The organism is Microbacterium sp. I2, from assembly GCF_051364985.1.
In the GTDB taxonomy this organism is placed as follows: Bacteria; Actinomycetota; Actinomycetes; order Actinomycetales; family Microbacteriaceae; genus Microbacterium.
In genome coordinates this window covers 650040-669388 of the sequence record NZ_JBLWIH010000001.1, presented here as the reverse complement: position 1 = coordinate 669388, position 19349 = coordinate 650040, and the positions used below count along the sequence as shown (strand labels likewise).

The 19349-nt window shown below is 71.6% G+C and carries 20 protein-coding genes; 12 read left to right on the top strand and 8 right to left on the bottom strand.

Features of this window, described 5'->3' with window-relative positions:
• Nucleotides 1–341: 341 nt before the first annotated feature.
• The 3 genes from ACLKM7_RS03145 (at nucleotide 342) to ACLKM7_RS03135 (ending at nucleotide 3525) form a co-directional block, all read left to right on the top strand.
• Nucleotides 342–1007 (top strand): phosphatase PAP2 family protein, encoded by a 666-nt coding sequence (locus tag ACLKM7_RS03145; RefSeq protein WP_436445607.1) that lies wholly within the window; start codon nucleotides 342–344, stop codon nucleotides 1005–1007.
• 4 nt (nucleotides 1008–1011) lie between these two features.
• On the top strand, nucleotides 1012–3132 hold the full coding sequence (locus ACLKM7_RS03140; protein ID WP_436445605.1) for a helicase HerA-like domain-containing protein: 2121 nt from the start codon (nucleotides 1012–1014) through the stop codon (nucleotides 3130–3132).
• 165 nt (nucleotides 3133–3297) lie between these two features.
• On the top strand, nucleotides 3298–3525 hold the full coding sequence (locus tag ACLKM7_RS03135; RefSeq protein WP_436445603.1) for a hypothetical protein: 228 nt from the start codon (nucleotides 3298–3300) through the stop codon (nucleotides 3523–3525).
• 231 nt (nucleotides 3526–3756) lie between these two features.
• Here ACLKM7_RS03135 and ACLKM7_RS03130 read toward each other — a convergent pair whose 3' ends face one another.
• Nucleotides 3757–4521, bottom strand: coding sequence for a helix-turn-helix domain-containing protein (locus tag ACLKM7_RS03130; protein ID WP_436445601.1), 765 nt, complete (start codon nucleotides 4519–4521; stop codon nucleotides 3757–3759).
• A complete protein-coding gene (locus ACLKM7_RS03125) occupies nucleotides 4518–5957 on the bottom strand; it encodes an APC family permease (protein WP_436445599.1) in 1440 nt (479 codons plus the stop codon). Before ACLKM7_RS03125 ends, ACLKM7_RS03130 begins: the two co-directional genes overlap by 4 nt.
• A gap of 241 nt (nucleotides 5958–6198) precedes the next feature.
• On the opposite strand from ACLKM7_RS03125, the gene ACLKM7_RS03120 reads away from it, so the two are divergent.
• The 7 genes from ACLKM7_RS03120 to ACLKM7_RS03090 all read left to right on the top strand — a co-directional run bounded on the left by ACLKM7_RS03120 (nucleotide 6199) and on the right by ACLKM7_RS03090 (nucleotide 13806).
• Nucleotides 6199–7044 (top strand): hypothetical protein, encoded by an 846-nt coding sequence (locus ACLKM7_RS03120; RefSeq protein WP_436445596.1) that lies wholly within the window; start codon nucleotides 6199–6201, stop codon nucleotides 7042–7044.
• 17 nt (nucleotides 7045–7061) lie between these two features.
• Nucleotides 7062–8969 (top strand): hypothetical protein, encoded by a 1908-nt coding sequence (locus tag ACLKM7_RS03115; RefSeq protein WP_436445594.1) that lies wholly within the window; start codon nucleotides 7062–7064, stop codon nucleotides 8967–8969.
• A gap of 76 nt (nucleotides 8970–9045) precedes the next feature.
• Complete coding sequence (locus ACLKM7_RS03110) at nucleotides 9046–9732, top strand: DUF305 domain-containing protein (protein ID WP_436445592.1); 687 nt, start codon at nucleotides 9046–9048, stop codon at nucleotides 9730–9732.
• Entirely contained in the window at nucleotides 9729–10244 is a 516-nt protein-coding gene (lepB, locus tag ACLKM7_RS03105) for a signal peptidase I (protein WP_436445590.1), read from the top strand. The genes ACLKM7_RS03110 and lepB overlap by 4 nt, the downstream gene beginning before the upstream one ends.
• Before the next feature lie 103 nt (nucleotides 10245–10347).
• Complete coding sequence (locus tag ACLKM7_RS03100; RefSeq protein WP_436445588.1) at nucleotides 10348–12852, top strand: FdhF/YdeP family oxidoreductase; 2505 nt, start codon at nucleotides 10348–10350, stop codon at nucleotides 12850–12852.
• A 49-nt stretch (nucleotides 12853–12901) separates the two neighbouring features.
• On the top strand, nucleotides 12902–13378 hold the full coding sequence (locus tag ACLKM7_RS03095) for a MogA/MoaB family molybdenum cofactor biosynthesis protein (RefSeq protein ID WP_436445778.1): 477 nt from the start codon (nucleotides 12902–12904) through the stop codon (nucleotides 13376–13378).
• A complete protein-coding gene (locus tag ACLKM7_RS03090) occupies nucleotides 13378–13806 on the top strand; it encodes a molybdenum cofactor biosynthesis protein MoaE (RefSeq protein WP_436445586.1) in 429 nt (142 codons plus the stop codon). Before ACLKM7_RS03095 ends, ACLKM7_RS03090 begins: the two co-directional genes overlap by 1 nt.
• Before the next feature lie 21 nt (nucleotides 13807–13827).
• Here ACLKM7_RS03090 and ACLKM7_RS03085 read toward each other — a convergent pair whose 3' ends face one another.
• The 6 genes from ACLKM7_RS03085 to ACLKM7_RS03060 are packed head-to-tail and all read right to left on the bottom strand — an operon-like array spanning nucleotide 13828 to nucleotide 17875.
• Nucleotides 13828–14061: a MoaD/ThiS family protein gene (locus ACLKM7_RS03085; protein ID WP_436445584.1), complete on the bottom strand. Its 234-nt coding sequence runs from the start codon at nucleotides 14059–14061 to the stop codon at nucleotides 13828–13830.
• Nucleotides 14061–14330: a DUF6457 domain-containing protein gene (locus ACLKM7_RS03080; RefSeq protein ID WP_168911356.1), complete on the bottom strand. Its 270-nt coding sequence runs from the start codon at nucleotides 14328–14330 to the stop codon at nucleotides 14061–14063. Before ACLKM7_RS03080 ends, ACLKM7_RS03085 begins: the two co-directional genes overlap by 1 nt.
• Nucleotides 14327–14992 carry a molybdenum cofactor guanylyltransferase gene (gene mobA, locus ACLKM7_RS03075; protein ID WP_436445581.1) on the bottom strand — a complete coding sequence of 222 codons (666 nt, stop codon included), beginning with the start codon at nucleotides 14990–14992 and terminating at the stop codon, nucleotides 14327–14329. The genes ACLKM7_RS03080 and mobA overlap by 4 nt, the downstream gene beginning before the upstream one ends.
• Nucleotides 14992–15486 (bottom strand): cyclic pyranopterin monophosphate synthase MoaC, encoded by a 495-nt coding sequence (gene moaC / locus ACLKM7_RS03070; protein ID WP_436445579.1) that lies wholly within the window; start codon nucleotides 15484–15486, stop codon nucleotides 14992–14994. The genes mobA and moaC overlap by 1 nt, the downstream gene beginning before the upstream one ends.
• Nucleotides 15483–16727 carry a molybdopterin molybdotransferase MoeA gene (locus ACLKM7_RS03065; RefSeq protein ID WP_436445577.1) on the bottom strand — a complete coding sequence of 415 codons (1245 nt, stop codon included), beginning with the start codon at nucleotides 16725–16727 and terminating at the stop codon, nucleotides 15483–15485. Before ACLKM7_RS03065 ends, moaC begins: the two co-directional genes overlap by 4 nt.
• Nucleotides 16724–17875 (bottom strand): ThiF family adenylyltransferase, encoded by a 1152-nt coding sequence (locus ACLKM7_RS03060; RefSeq protein WP_436445574.1) that lies wholly within the window; start codon nucleotides 17873–17875, stop codon nucleotides 16724–16726. The genes ACLKM7_RS03065 and ACLKM7_RS03060 overlap by 4 nt, the downstream gene beginning before the upstream one ends.
• 264 nt (nucleotides 17876–18139) lie before the next feature.
• On the opposite strand from ACLKM7_RS03060, the gene ACLKM7_RS03055 reads away from it, so the two are divergent.
• Both ACLKM7_RS03055 and modA read left to right on the top strand, forming a co-directional pair.
• Entirely contained in the window at nucleotides 18140–18532 is a 393-nt protein-coding gene (locus tag ACLKM7_RS03055; protein ID WP_436445572.1) for a TOBE domain-containing protein, read from the top strand.
• 3 nt (nucleotides 18533–18535) lie between these two features.
• Nucleotides 18536–19348: a molybdate ABC transporter substrate-binding protein gene (gene modA, locus ACLKM7_RS03050; RefSeq protein ID WP_436445570.1), complete on the top strand. Its 813-nt coding sequence runs from the start codon at nucleotides 18536–18538 to the stop codon at nucleotides 19346–19348.
• Nucleotide 19349: the final 1 nt, after the last annotated feature.

Sequence of the window (19349 nt, the reverse complement as noted above, 5' to 3'; positions counted from 1 at the left end):
CTGGTGTTTTCGCACCGGGGGCTCGGGGCTGGGGCTGGGGCTGTGACTCGGGCTGGGACGGGGACGGCGGCCGGGACGGGTGACGGATGCCGGGACAGGGGCGGGCGGGGGTAGCGGTGCGAAAACACGGGTCGGTGACGGCGGCCGGGACACGTGGCCGGGTGCCGGGACGGGGGACGGGTGCCGGGACAGGGGGCGGGCGGGGGTAGCGGTGCGAAAACACGGGTCGGTGACGGCAACACGCCGTGATCGTCACCGCGGCGCGGCGTGTCGCCGTGACGGACTGGTGTTTTCGCATGCAGGTCGGGCGGGGAGCGGGGCGCGACAGGCAGAATGGGGCGATGACCGAAGGGCAGCGGCGGGTCGCGGGGAACGTCACGGCGTTCCTCGTGGTCGGCGGCGCGCTGACCGTGCTGGCGTGTCTGCTCGGATGGTGGATCCTCGCGCGCGGCGATCAGCCGTTCGGCATCGACATCGCGTGGAACGCACAGGTCACCGCGTGGTTCCACCCGGCGCTGCTGGGCTTCTCGCGCGTCATGAACTGGGTCGGCGGCGGCTGGTTCGGAGTGCTGGTGGTGCCGATCGGCGGCGCGATCGGGCTCGTCCTGCTGCGAAGGCCGTGGGCGGCGGCCTACTTCCTCGCTGCGGAGGCGGTGTCGGCCGGCGGCGTGCAAGTGCTCAAGCACCTGTTCGGCCGGGTGCGCCCGGACGAGATCCTCGTCGTGTCGGACTACGGCTCGTACCCGTCGGGTCACGTCGCCAACGCCGCGACGCTCGCGGTGGCCGCGGTGGTGATCTTCCCCCGGATCTGGGTCGCCGTGGTCGGAGCGGCCTGGGTCGTGCTGATGGCGTTCAGCCGCACGTACCTGCATGCGCACTGGCTGAGCGACACCCTCGGCGGGGCCCTCATCGGGGCGGGCGCGGCGCTTCTGGTGGCCGCGGCATTCGCGGTGCCGATGACGCGGGAGAGAACGGATGCCCCGGCGAGAGGCCCGTGGCTAGGCTGAGCGCATGATCCCCACGCCCCCTCCAGCCGCCGCTGGCGCGTCGCCCGGAGCCTCCGGGCGCGTGGGCCCAGCGCCCGAGTCGCCCGCATCGTCCGATCCCGCCGCCGACAGCGCTGTCGCCGCCGCCGAGGCTGAACTGACGCGTCTGCGCGCCGAGGCCGAAGCGGCCGAGGCCCAGCTGAAAGCGGCCCAGGCCAAGGCCGCCCTCGCCGCCGCCGAAGCCGCCGCCGCGAAATCCCGCGCCGCCACCGCCCAGCCCGCCCAACAGCCTCCGGACGCCACGACCTCGGAGCCCGCAGATCCGTCTGATGCGCCGGCCCCGGGGCAGACCTCGGTCGCCACGACGTCAGGGCCCGCGGGAGCGCCCGCCGGGCTCGAAGCAACGCAGGAACAAACTCCCCAACCAGCCACGTCTCAAACGCAACCAGCCACGTCTCAAACGCAACCAGCCACGTCTCAAACGCAACCAGCCACCTCTCAAACCGAACCCGGCCCGCTGACCCCCGAAGAGATCGAAAAGATCACCACCGGATACACGTTCACCTCCACGACCCTCGACCTCGGCGCCCTCGTCAACGGCGACGCTGTCCCGTCTGCGCAGATCCGCATCCCGCTGGGCATGATGAACCGGCACGGGCTCGTCGCCGGCGCGACGGGCACGGGCAAGACCCGCACGCTGCAGGGTCTCGCCGAGCAACTGGCTGCGAAGGGCGTGCCCGTCTTCGCCGCCGACATCAAGGGCGACCTTTCGGGGGTGGCGACCCCGGGTGAGCCGAGCGAAAAGTTGCTGGCGCGCACGAAGGGCATCGGGCAGGACTGGGAACCCGAGGCGTCCGTCACGGAGTACTTCGCGCTCGGCGGCATCGGCAAGGGCGTGCCGGTGCGGGCCACGGTCTCGGGATTCGGGCCGCTGCTGCTGAGCAAGGTGCTGGGTCTCAACGACACGCAGGAGTCGAGCCTGGGCCTGGTGTTCCACTACGCCGATGCCAACGGTCTCGCGCTCGTCGACCTGTCCGATCTGCGCGCGGTGCTGACGCATCTCACGAGCGATGAGGGCAAGGCCGAGCTGAAGGACCTCGGCGGCTTGTCGGCCGCGACGGCCGGCGTGATCCTGCGCGAGCTCATCACCTTCGCCGACCAGGGCGCCGACGTGTTCTTCGGCGAGCCCGAGTTCGAGGTGACCGACTTCTTGCGCACGGCATCGGATGGACGCGGGGTCATCAGTCTGCTCGAGGTGCCCGGTGTGATCGACAAGCCCGCGCTGTTCTCGACGTTCCTGATGTACCTGCTCGCCGAGCTGTTCGAGCTGCTGCCCGAGGTGGGGGATCCCGATAAGCCGAAGCTGGTGTTCTTCTTCGACGAGGCGCACCTGCTGTTCAAGGACGCGTCGAAGGACTTCCTCGCCGCGATCGTGCAGACGGTGCGGCTCATCCGATCGAAGGGGGTCGGTGTGTTCTTCGTGACGCAGACTCCCAAGGACGTTCCGTCGGATGTGCTGGCCCAGCTCGGCTCGCGCGTGCAGCACGCGCTGCGCGCATTCACCCCCGACGATGCGAAGGCGCTCAAGGCCACCGTGGGCACATATCCGACGTCGGGCTACGACCTGGAGCGCGTGCTGCAGGAGCTGGGCACGGGCGAGGCGATCGTCACCGTGATGAGCGAGAAGGGCGCGCCGACGCCCGTCGCCTGGACGCGTCTGCGCGCGCCGCTGGGCCTGATGTCTCCGACGCCCGATCCCGCGATCGAAGCGGCCGTGAAGGCATCCCCGCTGCTGGCGAAGTACGGCACCGCGATCGACCGTGAGTCGGCTCGCGAGATCCTGACGGCCAAGATGAAGGCGGCCGACGAGGCGGCCGCGGCAGAGGAAGCGGCGCTCGAGAAAGCCAGGATCGACGCCGAGCTCGCCAAACAGCAGGCCGCGATCGACAAGGCGAACGCCGCCGCGGAGAAGAAGGCGCAGCAGGAGTACGAACGGCTGCTCAAGAAGACCTCGGGCACCACACGCACTTCGAGTCGCTCGCGGGCGGCGGAGAAGTCGCCGATCGAGCAGATTCTGAACTCCAAGACGACCCAGACGATACTGGGCGGGGTGATCCGCGGGATGTTCGGCACCGGCAAACGCTGAACCCACCCGCCCGCGGGCGTTCACGACCGAGATGGCGGAGCGGGATGCCGCCGAGCTCGACCACCTGCGCGAGCGGTCGTTGTCGTGGGCCGATGCCCGGCCGGTGAGCTGCTCTCCGACGGGCCGTGCGCGGGACAACGAGCCGATCACGCCCGGATGCCCGGGATGCCGTCGTGGAGCCGTCAGCTCGCGCTCGCGGAGGCGGTCCCGCCCGTCGCCGAACGCGAGTTCATCGGCGTCCTCGAGGCGCAGGGCACCGGCAGGGTCGCGCTCGCGTCGCTGGTCCTCGACGGCGACCCGCACCCCGATGTGCGGGAATCGGCGGAGTGCGTTCTGGTGCGCGCGGCGGAAGACGCCGAGACGCTGGAGGAGTTGCTCGCGGCGCTGCGATGAGCGCGGCGCTCGTCACGCTCACGCGGTCGAAACCGTCGCACGCGCCCGTATGTGACGACCGCGAGTGACGGTTTCGACAGCGCGAGCGGATGCGGTTGGATCAGGCCGGCCGCGAGTGACGGTTTCGACAGCGCGAGTGGATGCGGTTGGATCAGGACGGCCGCGAGTGACGGTTTCGACAGCGCGAGTGGATGCGTCGGCGTGCGCGGATGCCGGGACCCGCGGCATCCGTCACCACCGGCTGAGGGGAGCCGACCGCGCGAGAGCTTCGGCAGCCTCCCGCAGCGCGCCGATATGGCGAGCGGCGACCGAGAGCCGCGCGAGGGCGATGGAGAGGGTCACGGCGCCGAGCGGACGGGATCGCTCGTCGTGGATGGGGACGGCGAGGCAGCCGCGGTCCGGCGCGAGCGTCGCGACCTGCTCGGTATAGCCGCGGACCGCGAAGGCGTCCTGGATCCCTTGGAGTTCGTCTGCCGAGGGGTGCACCCGCCAGTGCGGAGCGCCGGGGAGGTCACGCTCAGGATGCGCGAGGAGCCAGAGGTGCCCGCTCGCCGACCGGGCGGGGTCGGCGAGTAGCAGGTCGCGATCGGCCAACGGCTGGGCGGGGTCCTCGTCGAGGATCATGAGACCGGCGCGGTGGAAGCCGAACAGATGCACCGCCTCGCCCGTCTCTGCACGCAGCCGGTCGACGACCGCTGCGTAGTCGGGGCGGGCGTGGGCGCCCACCACGGCGGCGAGGTCGAGCACGCGAGCGCCCAGCATGAAGCCCGAGAAGTCCGCTCGCCGCACCAGATACTCGTCGCGGACGAGCGAATTGACGACGCGGTACACGGTGGCGCGCGGTGCGCCCACGGCGCGCGCGATGTCGGCTGCCGTCGTGCCGTGGTCGTGCCGCGCCACCTGCTCGAGGATCTCGAGCGCGAGGCCCAGGCCTCTCTCGGGCAGCGGCCCCCTCTCGGGAAGCCGCGCGTCGCGCTCGATGGCCGGCCCGGTCATCCGCGGACCGGGCCGTCGATGCAATCGGAGTCCACCGGCCAGTCGTGCACGCCGATCCGCGCGGCGACGGACGGATGGCGTGCGAGCCGCACCGCGCCGGCGACGACGAAGGCCGCGAGGACGCCGGCCGCCCACAGCAGGCCGATGGGATTGTCACGCAGCGTCGCGGCGAGGTAGAAGCCCAGCACCCCCGTGAGCCCCGTGAAGGGCAGCGTGCACAGCAGGGCCGTCCGCAAGGTCAGCTCACCGATGCGGGCGAGGAACACCGGCGCCGCGGCGCACACCAGGGCGTAGGCGAGGACGAAGCCGATGATCGAAGCAGGCGAGGTGATCAGGCGCAGGGCCTGCCTGCTGCCGCTCAGCGCGATGACGGTCACCGGCACGACGGTGACGAGCGCCGCGAGCAGGATGCCGCCGAGCGCCGGCACTCCGCGCCAAGAGGCGCGTCCGAACATCGTGGGCAGCAGTCCCTCGCGGCTCATCGCGAAGGCGAGGCGCGCGGCGGCGTTCGTCATCGCGAGCGCGCACGCGAGGAACGAGACGGCGACGATCGCGTCGATGAGCGACGCGAGGCCGGTGACCGCGGACAGCGACGCGGCTCCCGGCCGGTCGGCGACGATCGACAGCTGTGCCGCGGTGCCGACGAGCATGACCACGCCCGTCGCGCCGACGCTCACGAGGATCGCGCGCGGCACCGCGGCGAAAGGGCGTCGTGTCTCCGGTCCGAGCGCCGCGCCGCTCTCGAAGCCCACGAAGCCGATGAGGGCGAAGGCGACACCGGTGATGATCGCCTCGAGCGAAAAGTCGGAGGGATGCGGCACGAGCAGGCCGAGGTCCCACCGGGTGAGGCTCAGGGCCGCGATCGACAGGCCGAGGACGGTCACCACGGCCACGGATTCCAGGACGAGCAGGATGCGCGTCGACATGCGCAGACCCCGTGCGACCACGAACGCGATGACGGCGCCGAAACCGACCATGAGCGCGCACATGAGCGACGCCGGCGGCTCGCTGCTGCCCGTCATGAGTTGTGCGACCCGGCTCGCGCCTGAGCTGAGCGTGTTCATCGCGACGGCGAGGTAGCCGATCCCGAGTGCCGTGCCGGTCACGAGGCCGACGTGGGTTCCGAGGCCGCGGGCTGCGAAAGTGTAGAGCGAGCCGGTGCTCGCCACGCGGCGCGCGAACATGCCGATCACGAGCGCGACGCCAACGACGAGCGTGATCGTGATCGCGATGTCGAGGAACGCGAACGAACCACTGCGGGCGTATGCCGCGGCCGGATGGATGAGCAGCACTCCGGCCGGCGCCGTGGCGGCGACGGACTGCGCCACGACGTCGACGGTGCGCGCATGCCGGCGCCGCAGGCCGGCGAACGGCGAGCTCGGGCCGAGGTCCGTCCTCGTCCGTGCCTGCCTGATCGCATCCGCGAGTGCGCTCACGCGTCCTCCTCGAGCCGGTCGGCCTTGATGTCGCGAGGGTATCCACCGTGCGTTGCGCGCGACCGGCGGCCGTGTTTCGAGCGCGTGACGAGCGGTGAGAACGGATCGGCGGGATGCCGCGGCACTGTCTCACCGGGATTTCGTTCCGCGTTCGCGTGCGCACACCGCGGCGAAACGGCGACCGCGAAGAATCGGCCCCGACGTGAGCGCGAGCCGCGTCCTGGCCATCGAAAGGAATCCTGTGACTGACACACAGCTCTCTCCCGAGGGGGATTCGCCACCCTCGTCGGGCCGGCGCCCCTCCAAGTTCCGGCGACTCATGACGCCCCGCACGCTCGGCGTCGGATCGGCCGTCGCTGCCGGCGCGGCGGCGGTCGCTCTCGTCTTCGCCACCCAGACCGCGGTGCAGGCGACCTCCTCGCCCGAGGCGCCCGAGTCCACGCCGATCGCGGCCGACAGCACGGACGACGGCGCACCCGAGAAGGCGGAAGAGGTCGCGAAGCCGGCGGCGATCGCCGCCGCGTACGACCAGCTCTCGGGCGCCGAGGTGGAGTACGTCCGCTTCGTCGGAGCGCAGGACCCGGCATTCGCGGCCGGGGTCGACCTGTTCGGCGAGCCGGGGCTGCAGTTCCTGTCGACCGACGTCGCTGACCCACAGGCATACGGCGACGGGCAGCGCCGCCTGCTCTCGCTCTACTACGACTACGGCACCAACGAGACCGTCAGCATGATCGTGAACGTCACGACGGGTGCCGTCGAAGCGGTCGACAGGGCATCGGGCACCCAGCCTGCCCCGACCGACGCCGAGACCGCGCGCGCGTGGGAGATGCTCCTGGATTCCGAGTCCGCTCAGCCGATCGTCGATGAGTTCGCAGCCCTGACCGGCGGCTCCGCCCTGACCCCGGCATCCGCCGAGGTCCTGCTCACTGCGCACTCGTTCATCACCGATGCCGGCTCGTTCGGCGCAGAGTCGTGCGGCGTCGACCGCTGCGTGCAGCTGCTGGCCCAGATCGACGGCGGCGCCTTCCTCACCACCAGCACGTTCGTCGTCAACCTGTCTACCCGTACCGTCCTGACCGTCTCATGACCAGAGAGAGAAACCGAATGAAGCGAACACTCAGCGCGGCCACCGCGGTCGCCCTGCTCGCGGGGGGCCTTGTGGTCCTGTCCGCCCCCACGGCGGCCTCCGCCCAGACGATCACCGAGGCATCCTGCTCGGGCGACTCGCTCGTGTCGGAGACGCTCGAATCCGGCTCCGGCTGGCAGATGTGCTGGCGCATCGACTCGTATCGCGGCCTCGTGCTCGACAAGGTCGCCTACCAGCCGCGCGACGACGAGGCTCCGATGCTCGTGCTCGACTCGATCGCGCTCGCGCAGCTGAACGTGCCGTACGACACCGGGGCCACCGAGTACAACGACGTCACGACGTACCAGGTCGGCGGGCGCCGCCTTCAGGCCATCGCGGCGGTGGACTGCCCCGTCGGCGAGGTGCGCACCTCGTGGGTCGACGCGACGCGAGGTGAGATCCCGGCGATCTGCATCGGCGAGGAGGATTCCGGTCTCGCGTATCGCTCGAACATCAGCAACGACGCGCTCTACGCCGCGCAGGGCACCGACCTGGTGCTGCACACCGTGTCGCGCATCGGCTGGTACGAGTACCAGACGGAGTACCGCTTCCACGACGATGGCGAGATCTCGGTGCGCCTCGGCGCGACCGGCGACCTGTCGCCGAACGACTACGTCAACGTCGTCAACCAGGGCTGGCCGCTCGCGCCCGGTCAGGAGGACTTCGCGGTCAACCACTACCACTCGGCGTTCTGGCGTGTGGACTTCGGCATCGACGCGGGTGAGAACCAGCTGGTCGAGAAGTTCGCGACGACACCGACGGGGGAGTACGGCACCACGGGTGACACCGGCCACACCGCGATCCTCGAGACGCAGATCTCGCAGGTCACGAACGAGACCAAGACCGTCGGAGCGAACCGCGAGGCGTACCGGGTCGTGAACCCCGAGAGCCTCAACGCGGACGGGCACGCCCGCTCGTACGAGATCATCGTGCCGCGCGACCAGGCGTACAACCTCAACCCCGAGACCGACTACGACATCGCCTTCACGTCGGCCAAGTCGGACGAGATCCACGCCAGCCACAACCTCATTCCGTCGAAGGCGGGGCAGATGGTGACGGACTACATCGCCGACGGCGAGACGCTCGAAGACCCGGTGGCGTGGGTCAACGTCGGGTTCCACCACATCAACCGCGATGAGGACCAGAGCCCGATGCCGATCCACTGGCAGGGCTTCACCCTCTACCCGCGCGATTTCGCCGCACAGGCCCCGAACATCCCCGAGGGACGCAAGTGGGTCAACGGTGACATGCGCGGGGTGCCCAACCCGAACATCACGCCCACCCCGACGGCATCGCCGACCCCGACGGCATCGCCGACCCCGACGGCGACTCCGACCACGGAGCCGACGGCCGAGCCCACGCCGACGCCGACCACGACGCCCGGAAACGGCAACGGGAACGGCAACGGGAACGGCAACGGCAACGGCAACGGGAACGGGAACGGGAATGGCGGCGGCGAGACGCCGACGGCCGCGCCGGTGACGTTCGGCAGCGCCGAGGTCGCGCCCGGGGCGACGCAGACCGCGACCGCGGGCGGATTCACTCCCGGTGAGACCGTCAGCGCCGTGCTGCACTCCGATCCGGTCGACGTCGGAACGTTCGTCGCCGACGACGAGGGAACGGTGACCGCGCAGTTCATCGTGCCCTCGAGCACACCGGCCGGCGAGCACACGCTCGTGCTGACCGGCCAGACGTCGTCGCTCGTCGCCGAAGGCACCTTCACCGTGGCGTCGGCCTCGCCGTCGGCGATCCTCGGGGCGCTCGCCAGCACCGGCACCGACGCGAACCGCTGGGCGCTGTCTGGCCTCGTGCTCCTGGTCGCCGGCGCAGGGCTGGCCGCGACCGCGTGGCACCTGCGGCGCCGGGACGTCAAGGCGCTCGCCTGATCCGACCGCGGGGCGGTGCGTCGCGAACGCGCCGCCCCGCGGCATCCCTCCACCGCCGCATCGAAAGGACACCTTCATGCGCAGTCGCGTCGCCGGCATCGGGGTGGTGCTCGCCGCATCGATCGGACTCCTCGGCGTCACGGTCGTGACGCTGGGTCTCACCTCGCCGCCCGCTTCGGCCCCGGTCGCGGCGGCGAACGTCGATCCGGCCGTGACGGATGCCGCGACCGCCGCGTACCCGACGGTCGAGGACCACTGCTACATCGAGGGGATGATCCCGCACCATGAGCAGGCGCTCGAGCTCAGCTCCCTCGTGCTCGACGCGAGCGGAGTCGGCGAGCGCACGCGGGCTCTCGCGGAGTTCATCGTCGCCGACCAGTCGGCCGAGATCCAGACGATGCGAGCGTGGCAGGACGCATGGCGGCAGGCGATCCCCGCGGCCGCCGTCACCGAGGGTGGGCATGGAGACCATGCCCCGGCATCCGGTGCCGTACCTTCCGGGTGCGGCGATCACGGACACACCGGGATGAGGGGAATGGCCACGCCCGAGCAGCTCGCCGCTCTCGACGCGGCGGAGTCCGTCGCGGCCGAGCGCCTCTTCCTCGAGCTCATGATCGTCCACCACGAGGGCGCCCTCGACATGGCCACCCGGGCCGTCACCGAGGCGTCCAACGCGTTCGTCCGCAGCTCCGGCAAGCACGTCCTGGTCGAACAGGCGCGCGAGATCGGGGCGATGACGGACCTGCTCGCGAGCATGCCGTGAGGCGCACGTCAGCGGCGCGTCTGGTTCTTGCCGTCGTCGCGCCCGTCCTCGCGGCGGCGCTCACCGTCGCGGCGCTGGGCGCAGCGACCGTGCGCAACGAGTCGATGAGCCCGACGCTCCACGGCGGCGATATCGTCGTCTTCGATCGGTGGAGCACGCCGCAGCGCGGCGACATCGTGCTGTTCGTCGACCGCGAGGGCTGGTCGGGTCACGAAGACGCGGTGCTCGTCAAGCGCGTCGTCGGCGTGGCCGGCGACGTCGTCGTCTGCTGCGAAGCCGGCACGGGGCGCCTGCTTGTCAACGACGAACCCGTCGACGAGGCCTACGCCGGTGGCACCCGGCCGGGCGGTGACATCCCGTTCCGCGTCGCGGTTCCGGACGAGGCCATCTGGGTCATGGGAGACAACCGGTCCGAGTCCGCTGACTCGCGCCTCTCGGTCAGCCAACCCGGACGCGGTGCCGTCGCCCGGGCCGACGTTCGCGGCACCGTGCGTGCGTGGTGGGGCGGCTGACATACGGGATGCCGGTGCCTCCGGCATCCGTTCACCACAGCTCGACTTCCACCCACTGAGAATCGCGGGGCCACCCCTCGCGGCAGAGGCTTAGCCTGGGATCATGGCGACGAAGCCCCCGAAAGCCGATATCGACGAGAGCCGAGTGCGCTCCACCCGACCGAAGAAGGTCGCGGTGGGCGTGCCCGCTGTGCTGCACGCCCTGCAGATCTCGCAGGAGCAGATGGGCATCGCGCGTTCGGTGCAGACGCTGCTGCGGGTGAACCAGAAGGACGGCTTCGACTGTCCCGGCTGCGCGTGGCCCGAGGAGGACAAGCGGCACATCGCGGAGTTCTGCGAGAACGGCGCGAAGGCGGTCGCCGAGGAGGCGACGCTGCGGCGCGTCGGACCCGAGTTCTTCGCGGAGCACTCGATCGACGAGCTGCGCGGGCACGACGACTGGTGGCTGGGGCAACAGGGCCGGCTGACGCATCCGATGATCCTCGAGGAGGGTGCGATGCACTATCGCCCGATCTCGTGGGACGACGCGCTGCGGACGATCGCCGACGAGCTGAAGACTCTCGACGACCCGAACGAGGCGGTGTTCTACACGTCGGGCCGCACCTCGAACGAGGCCGCGTTCCTCTACCAGCTGCTCGTGCGCGGCCTCGGCACGAACAACCTGCCCGACTGCTCGAACATGTGCCACGAGTCCAGCGGATCGGCGCTGACCGAGACGATCGGCATCGGCAAGGGGACGGTCTCGATCGAGGACGTCCATGAGGCCGAGCTGCTGATCGTGGCGGGGCAGAACCCGGGTACGAATCACCCGCGCATGCTGTCGGCGCTCGAGAAGGCCAAGCAGCGCGGCGCCACGATCATCGCGGTCAACCCGCTGCCCGAGGCCGGGCTCATGCGGTTCGAGAACCCGCAGACCATCCGCGGTGTCGCATTCGGCGGCACCAAGCTGGCCGACGGATTCGTGCAGATCCGTCTCGGCGGCGACCAGGCGCTGTTCCAGGCGATCGGCAAGCACCTGCTTGAGGCCGAGGCCGCCGACCGCGGTGTGCTCGATCACGACTTCATCGCCGAGCACACCAGCGGATTCGACGCCTATCGACAGGCGATGACGGATGCTCCGTGGCGCGACTTCGTCGTCGCCACCGGTCTTCCCGAGAAGGCGCTGCGCCGCGTCGGCGAGGCGGTGCGCACCTCGAAGGCGACGATCGTGTGCTGGGCGATGGGACTCACGCAGCACAAGCACTCGGTGGCGACGCTGCGCGATGTCGTCAACGTGCTTCTGCTGCAGGGCAACATCGGCCGGCCCGGCGCCGGCGTGTGCCCCGTGCGCGGGCACTCGAACGTGCAGGGCGACCGCACCGTCGGCATCTACGAGAAGCCGTCGGCGGCGTTCCTCGACGCGCTCGACGCCGAGTTCTCGTTCGCCGCACCGCGCGAGCACGGCTTCGACACCGTGCAGGCGATCCGCGCGATGCGCGACGGCGGCGTCCGGTTCTTCATGGGGATGGGCGGAAACTTCGTCTCGGCGACGCCCGACACCGCCGTGGTCGAGGCCGGCATGGCCCGTGTCGGCCTCACGGTGCAGGTGTCGACGAAGCTCAACCGCTCGCACGTGGTGACCGGTCGGCGGGCGCTGATCCTCCCGACACTGGGCCGCACCGACCGCGACCGCCGTGGCGGTCGCGAGCAGCGCGTGACCGTCGAGGACTCGATGGGCGCAGTGCACGCCTCGCGTGGCCGGCTGGCACCTCCCGCGGAGGATCTGCTCAGCGAGGTCGCGATCATCGCCCGGCTGTGTGGGCTCGTGTTCGGCGGCGGAGCCTCGTCGCGAGATCAGGTGATGTCACGTACGCAGGACCTTTCGGGTGGGAATCGTCCTACCGCGGTGAAATCACCTGATCTGGTGGCGGCCGGTGCGACGACGGAGGTTCACAGCGGGTCCGACCGAGGGCTGCCCGAGCACGGAGCCGTCGAGACCCCCGACGCGCTGGCCTCGGCCGGGTCGCGGCATCCGTCGAACATCCCGCACGCCGATTGGGCCGAGCTCGAAGCCGACTACGCGCTCATCCGCGGTCACATCGCGCGGGTGATCCCAGGGTTCGAGGACTACGACGAGCGCATCCAGAAGGGGCGCACGTTCTTCCTGCCGAACGGTCCGCGGGATGCCCGCCGCTTCGCCACCGCCGACGGCAAGGCGCGGTTCACGGTCAACCCGCTGGAGTATCCGGTGATCCCGAAGGGACGCCTGCTGCTGCAGACGCTGCGCTCCCACGACCAGTACAACACCACCATCTACGGCAAGGACGACCGTTATCGCGGCATCCACAACGGACGCCGCGTCGTGCTGGTGAACGCCAAGGACATCACCGCCCACGGATTCGTCGAGGACGAGATCGTCGACCTCGTCTCGGAGTGGACGCGATCTGACGGCTCGATCGAGTACCGCCGGGCGGAGGAGTTCCGCATCGTCGCCTACCGGACGCCCCGGGGCAATGCTGCGGCGTACTACCCGGAGACGAACGTGCTCGTGCCGCTGGACTCCGTGGCCGATGTCTCGGGCACGCCGACGTCGAAGTCGGTCATGGTGAGGCTCGAGCATCGGCGCTGAGACCCGCGTGCCCGGCTGCGCCCGGCGGTCTTAGGCTGGTGCGGTGACCATGCGTGCTGCCGTCCTGACTGTCTCGGACCGCTCCGCCGCGGGCGAGCGCGAGGATGCGAGCGGCCCGATCGCCGTCGCTGCGCTGCGCGAGGCAGGGTTCGACTGCGCGGATGCCGTGGTCGTGCCCGACGGCGCCGACAACGTCGAACGTGCCCTGACCGCCGAGATCGTCGCGGGCGTCAAGCTGCTCATCACGACCGGCGGGACGGGTGTCGCTCTCCGCGACCAGACCCCCGAGGGCACTGCCCGCGTCATCACACGCGAGGTGCCGGGCATCGCGGAGGAGCTGCGTCGTCGCGGCGCCGCCGAGAAACCCGCCGGGATGCTGACACGGGGGCGTGCCGGAGTGGTCGACCCGCACGGCGTGCTCGTCGTGAATCTTCCGGGCTCGCCGGGCGCCGTGGCATCCGGGATGCCGGTGATCCTGTCCGTCGCCCGCCACGTTCTCGATCAGCTCGGCGGGGGCGATCACTGATGGCGGCCGTCCGCATCGCCGCGATCAGTGCCGAGCCGCTGGACCTCGATGCGCACCTGCGGGCCGTCGACGACACGACCGCGGGCGCCGTCACCACGTTCGTGGGCCGCGTGCGCGACCACGATCCGGATGCGGCAGCCGCCGTCGTCGCACTGGAGTACTCCGCCCATCCCGACGCCGAGGCGGCCCTGCGGCGCATCGCGGAGAGCGCCGTGGGCTCATCGGGGGCGCTGGTCGCCGTGTCGCACCGGATCGGGCGCCTCGAGGTCGGCGATGCCGCCGTCGTGATCGCGGTGGCCGCCGCGCACCGCGCCCAGGCTTTCGACGTGTGCCGCGCGATCATCGAGACGATCAAGACCGAGTTGCCGGTGTGGAAGCGGCAGGTCGAGGCCGACGGCACGGCCACCTGGCTCGGCCTCGGCGGCTGAGCGACCCCGAGTCCCCCCGGTTCAGCCGCCGGCGAACGGAGGCAGCACGTCGACGAGGTCATCGTCGGCGAGGGGCGTGGCGTCGCCGACGCGGGCGCCAGCCACGAGCACCGCGCAGCGCGGCAGGATGCCGCCGAGCTCGGGATACGCGTCCGAGACGGCCCGCCGCAGTTCACCAAGGGTCGATTCGGCGCGTCGCTCGGTGTCACGGCCGGTGGCGTCCTGCGCGGCCGCGAAGTAGCGGACGACGGCCACTACTGCTCCCACCCGGCGGCGGCCTCGGCGACGGCATCCAAGGCGGCGCGGATCTCGGCAGGATCCGTGCCCGCGCGCCCGGCGACGAGGCCGGCGACGAAGGCGCCCAGCGGCGCAGCGGGCCGGGCGACGCCGTTCGCGACGTCGCGCGTCAGATCCAGCACCGCGGCGACCGGCACGTCGTCGTCGGCCAGGCCGAAGCGCTCTCGCAGCGCGGCTGCCCACGCGTCGAGGGCTTCGGGCGGAAGGGTACGGGACTGCTCGCTCATGACGGCTCCTCAGCTCTGCGGTCCGGGGGTGTTGCCCTGTACGGCGGCGCGGCGGATCGCGCCTGTTCCAGATCCTCCCACGTGTCGACGTCGCGGGTCAGATCGTCGGCCACGGTGAGCACCGTGATCGCGAGGTCGTCGACGAGCGCGCGCACCGCCGCATCGCGCCCGCGATCGGGGAGAGCGGATGCTGCCGCCCGCAGCGCGCGCGTGCGATACACGCCGGTCAGCCACTGCGGGGTGCTCGACGCATCGCCGAGGCACACCCCGTCGGCGTCGGCGGGGAGGAGCACGATGTCGTCCACCAGCCGCCGCACCGCTGCATCGGCGCGAGGGAGGTCGCACGCGAGCACGAGCGTCCACTCGGGCTGGTCGCCGTCCGCCCACGACTCCAGAGCCGCGACGATCCCGGCGGCCGGGCCGCCGAAAGGCGGGTCTTCACGCACCCACCTGACCTCGAGACTGTCGTCGAGCATCGGCGCCACCACCGTGATCGGCCGGGCCGCAGCATCCGTCGCCGCTTCCACCGCGGTGCGCAGCAGCGTCCGTCCGCCGATCTCGAAGAGGGGTTTGGTCGCACCGTCGACGCGCGTGGCGCGACCGCCGGCCAGCAGGATCGCGCCCAGGCCGCCGGTCACGAGAGGCACGCGTGGGCCCGCCATCACGCCTCGTCGGAACGGTGCCAGTCGCCGCTCTTGCCGCCCGTCTTCGCGACGATCCGCACGTTCTCGATCGAGGTGCCCTTGTCGAGTCCCTTCACCATGTCGACGACGGCCAGGGCCGCGACCGTCACGGCCGTCATGGCCTCCATCTCGACGCCGGTGCGGTCCGCCGTGCGCACCGTGGCCTCGATCGCCACCCCGTCGTCGTCGATCGCGAGGTCGACGGCGGCGCCGTGGACGCCGATGACGTGGGCGAGGGGGAGCAGATCCGGCGTGCGCTTGGCCGCCTGGATGCCCGAGATACGCGCGACCGCCAGCACATCGCCCTTCGGCACGGAGCCGTCCCGGAGCGCCGCCACGACGTGCGGAGCGCAGCGGACGAAGCCCCGCGCGGTCGCCGAGCGGACAGTCGGCTGCTTGTGCGTGACGTCGACCATGCGGGCGTGCCCGGCCTCGTCGAGATGTGTGAATCCGGGGGATGATGCCGTGCTCATGAGATCAGCATGACATCGACGACGTCGCCCTCGGCCACCGTTTCGACCTCGGCGGGAACGACGGCATACGCCTCGGCCCTGCCGAGTCCGCCCGCGAGGTGCGATCCTCCCGCGGTCGCCGGAAGCGCCCGCCACTGGCGGGGATCGGTCCGATCGATCGTGACGGGAAGATACTGGCGGCGCCCCGGCGGCGTGCGCCAGGCCGCACCGGCCCGGAGCGCGACGATCGGGCGCTGCAGGACAGCGCGGCCCTGCATGCGCAAGAGAGCCGGCCGCACGAACGCTTCGAACGAGACGGCGGCGCTCACCGGGTTGCCGGGCAGACCGAAGAGCAGGGCACCCTCCGGGAGCCGCCCGAACCCCTGAGGCTTGCCCGGCTGCATCGCGATCTTCGAGAAGGCCATCGACTCGGCGAGGGTCGTCTTGACCACCTCATAGGCGCCCGCGCTGACCCCGCCCGAGAACACCACGACGTCGGCGCGGTCAGGGCCCGCGGCATCTGTCACCTCCGCCAGCAGCTGTTCGAGGCCGCCGCCCTCGTCGCGCACGCTCGCGCGCCGCACCACGACGGCGCCCGCCTCGGCGACGAGACCGGCCAGCAGGTGACTGTTCGATTCGGGGATCTGGCCGCGGCGCAGCGGAGCGCCGGGCTCGACGAGCTCGCTGCCGGTCGAGATGATGGCCACGCGGGGCTGCGCCGCCACGACGACGTCCGCCACCCCGCACGCCGCAGCCGCGGCGACCTGGAGCGGCCCGAGAAGCGTCCCCGCGGGCAGGACCTCGTTACCGTGCCGAGCGTCCTCGCCCGCGCGCCGGATGTGGGCGCCCGCTCCGCGCGGTGCTGCGAGCACGCTGATCGTGCCGAGCGAATCGTCCAGCCCGCCCGCGGTGTCTTCGAAGGGCACGATCGCGTCGGCGTCGGCAGGCACGGGCGATCCGGTCATGATGCGAGCGGCCTCCGTCGCGCCCAGCGCCGGATCGGCATCGGTGCCGGCGGGCAGATCCGCCACGACCCTCAACGAGACGGGGGTCGAGGCCGAGGCAGTGGCGACATCAGCGAACCGCACCGCGAAGCCGTCCATCGCCGAGTTGTCGAACACCGGGATGCCGACCGCCGCGCGCACCGGCTCCCGCAGCGTGCGGCCGCGGGCCCGGTCGAGCGGCACGGTCTCTGAGGGAAGGACCGCGGTCGCAGCCAGGACGTCGTCGAGGTGCTCCTCGACGGTGCGCAAGCCGCTCACGCGGGCACCACTGCGACTTCGCCGGCGCGGCTCCAGGCATCCATGCCGCCTGCGAGGACGGATGCCTCGATCCCGTCCGCGCGCAGAGCTCGAGCGGCGCGCTTCGCGCGCGCACCGACCTGGCAGACGACCACGACCGGTCCGGCGCCCGCCTGCGACGGATCGCCGAGGAGGTCGGCCAGCGGCACGAGCACCGATCCGGGGATCACACCGAGGTCGGTCTCGAACGGCTCGCGAACATCGAGGAAGATCGCGCCGGCGGCCTGTGCGGTCCGCGCCTGGGCGACGTCGAGATGCGGAACCGCTTCGGGCGCAGCATCCGTCGATCCTGATGCCGCCTCGTCGCGCTTTCTCGCGCCGGACGCCGTAGCCGCCGCCGCTTGTGCCGGCCGCAGCGGCACCTCGTCGGTGCGGCCGCGCAGTGCGTCGATCACGAGCACCCGCCCCAGCAGCGGCTCGCCCACGCCGGTGACGAGCTTGATCGCCTCGGTCGCCAGCAGGGCACCGACTTGCAGGCACAGCGAGCCGAGCACGCCGACCTGTGCGCACGACGGCACTTCGCCGACGTCATCCGGGGGATACAGGTCGGCGAGGACGATCGGCGCAACCCCGGCGGGTGGCGCGGACCAGAACACGGTCGCCTGTGCGTGGAACTCCTGCACGACCCCCCACACGAGGGGCACGCCGAGCTGCTCGCACGCCGAAGCGACGGCGGCGCGCGTCTCGAAGGTGTCGGTGCCGTCGATCACGACGTGCGCGCCCGCGAGCAGCGACGGCGCCGATTCCGGGGTGATGCGCGACGCCACCGCGTGGACGACGGTCGTCGGCGACAGTTCGCCCGCGACTCGCACGGCGGAGGCGACCTTGGGGGCGCCGACGTCGGACACCCGATGCATCACCTGGCGCTGGAGGTTCGAGGCCTCGACCACGTCGTCGTCGATCACGGTGATGGTGCCCACCCCGGCGGCCGCGAGGGCCAGCACGGCCGGCGATCCGAGGCCGCCGGCGCCGACCACGGCGACGTGGGCGGCGGCGAGGCGGCGCTGTGCGGGCTCGCCGAAGCCGGCCAGTGCGCGGTGGCGGGCGGTGCGGGTGCGCTCGGCGTCCGCCAGTTCGGCGACCGGCTCCACAAGCGGGGGAAAAGCCATGCCCACAGGCTACGCCGGGCGTGAGGCGCCGGGGCGAGCGGCGAAGCGTGCCCGCCAGCAGGTTGGGGGCACAGCGGGGGTGCGAAGCCCGCGGATTCCCGGGGTCGACGCAGACGGCAGGACGGATCCAGCCTGGACACGGGCAGGCTTCGCGCCTCGGCGGATGCTCCGCGGGCGGCCGGCACCCCGAGCACGACCAGGAAGTCGCACCTGCGGAGAAACTGACCGATTCGGGCCGCAACTGCGGGTGGTAGATTTGCGGGCATGCCCAGCTACAAGATCGCCGAGGCCGCCCGCCTGCTCGGCGTGAGCGACGACACCGTCCGGCGCTGGGTCGAGGCCGGCGCCCTGCCCACGACGGGCGCTTCGCCGACCGAGGTCCCGGGCGACGCGCTCGCCGCCCGCGCGGCCGAACTCGCGTCGGCGCCCGCCGATCCCGCCGACGTGCTCTCGAGCGCCCGCAACCGCTTCGTCGGACTGGTCACCCGCATCCAGCGCGACGGACTCATGGCGCAGGTCGACATCCAGTCCGGACCGCACCGCGTCGTCTCGCTCATGTCGGCCGAGGCGGCTGACGACCTCGAGCTGCAGGTGGGCTCGCTCGCAGCCGCGGTGGTGAAGGCGACGCACGTGATCGTCGAGACACCGAAGGGCTGACGGATGCCGCACGCTCACGCCGTCCTCGCCTCAGCCGCGCTCGCCGCAGCGGTCTGTCTTGCGCTGGGCGGCTGCGCAGCCGCCGGTCGCCCCCCGGGGACATCTGCGCCCGACCCGTCCGCTTCGGGTGACGCCGGCGAGCCGGCCGGCGAGCTGAGGATCTTCGCCGCCGCGTCGCTCGCGGCTGCGTTCGACGAGCTCGCGTTGCGGTTCGAGCAGCGGCATCCGTCCGTCGACGTCCTCCCCATCGCCTATGACGGCTCGGCCACCCTCGCGACCCAGCTGATCGAAGGCGCTCCCGCCGACGTGTTCGCGGCGGCCGACGAGCGGACGATGCAGCAGGTGGTCGACGCCGGACTCGCCTCTGAGCCCGTGCTGTTCGCGGGCAACACCCTCGTGATCGCCGTCCCGAAAGACAACCCTGGCGGGGTGAAGACGATCGAAGACCTCGGCTGGCCCGGCACGACCGTCGTCTTGTGCGCGCCGGCGGTGCCGTGCGGTGCCGCGGCCCAGAGACTTCTCGCCGACAACGGCGTCTCGGTGGCCCCCGCGAGCCTCGAGCAGAACGTCACGGCCGTGCTGACGAAGGTCGCCGCGGGGGAGGCCGATGCCGGCCTCGTCTACGCGACGGACGCTCTCGCCAGCGACGGCGTCCGCACGGTCGCCGCGGCAGGGGCAGAGCGTGTCGTCAACCACTATCCGATCGCCCCGATGCGCGAGGCCGCCAACACTGCAGCGGCCGAGGCGTTCGTCGCCTACGTACGGTCCGATGAGGCGCAGGCGGTGCTCGCATCTCTCGGGTTCGCGTCGCCGTGAC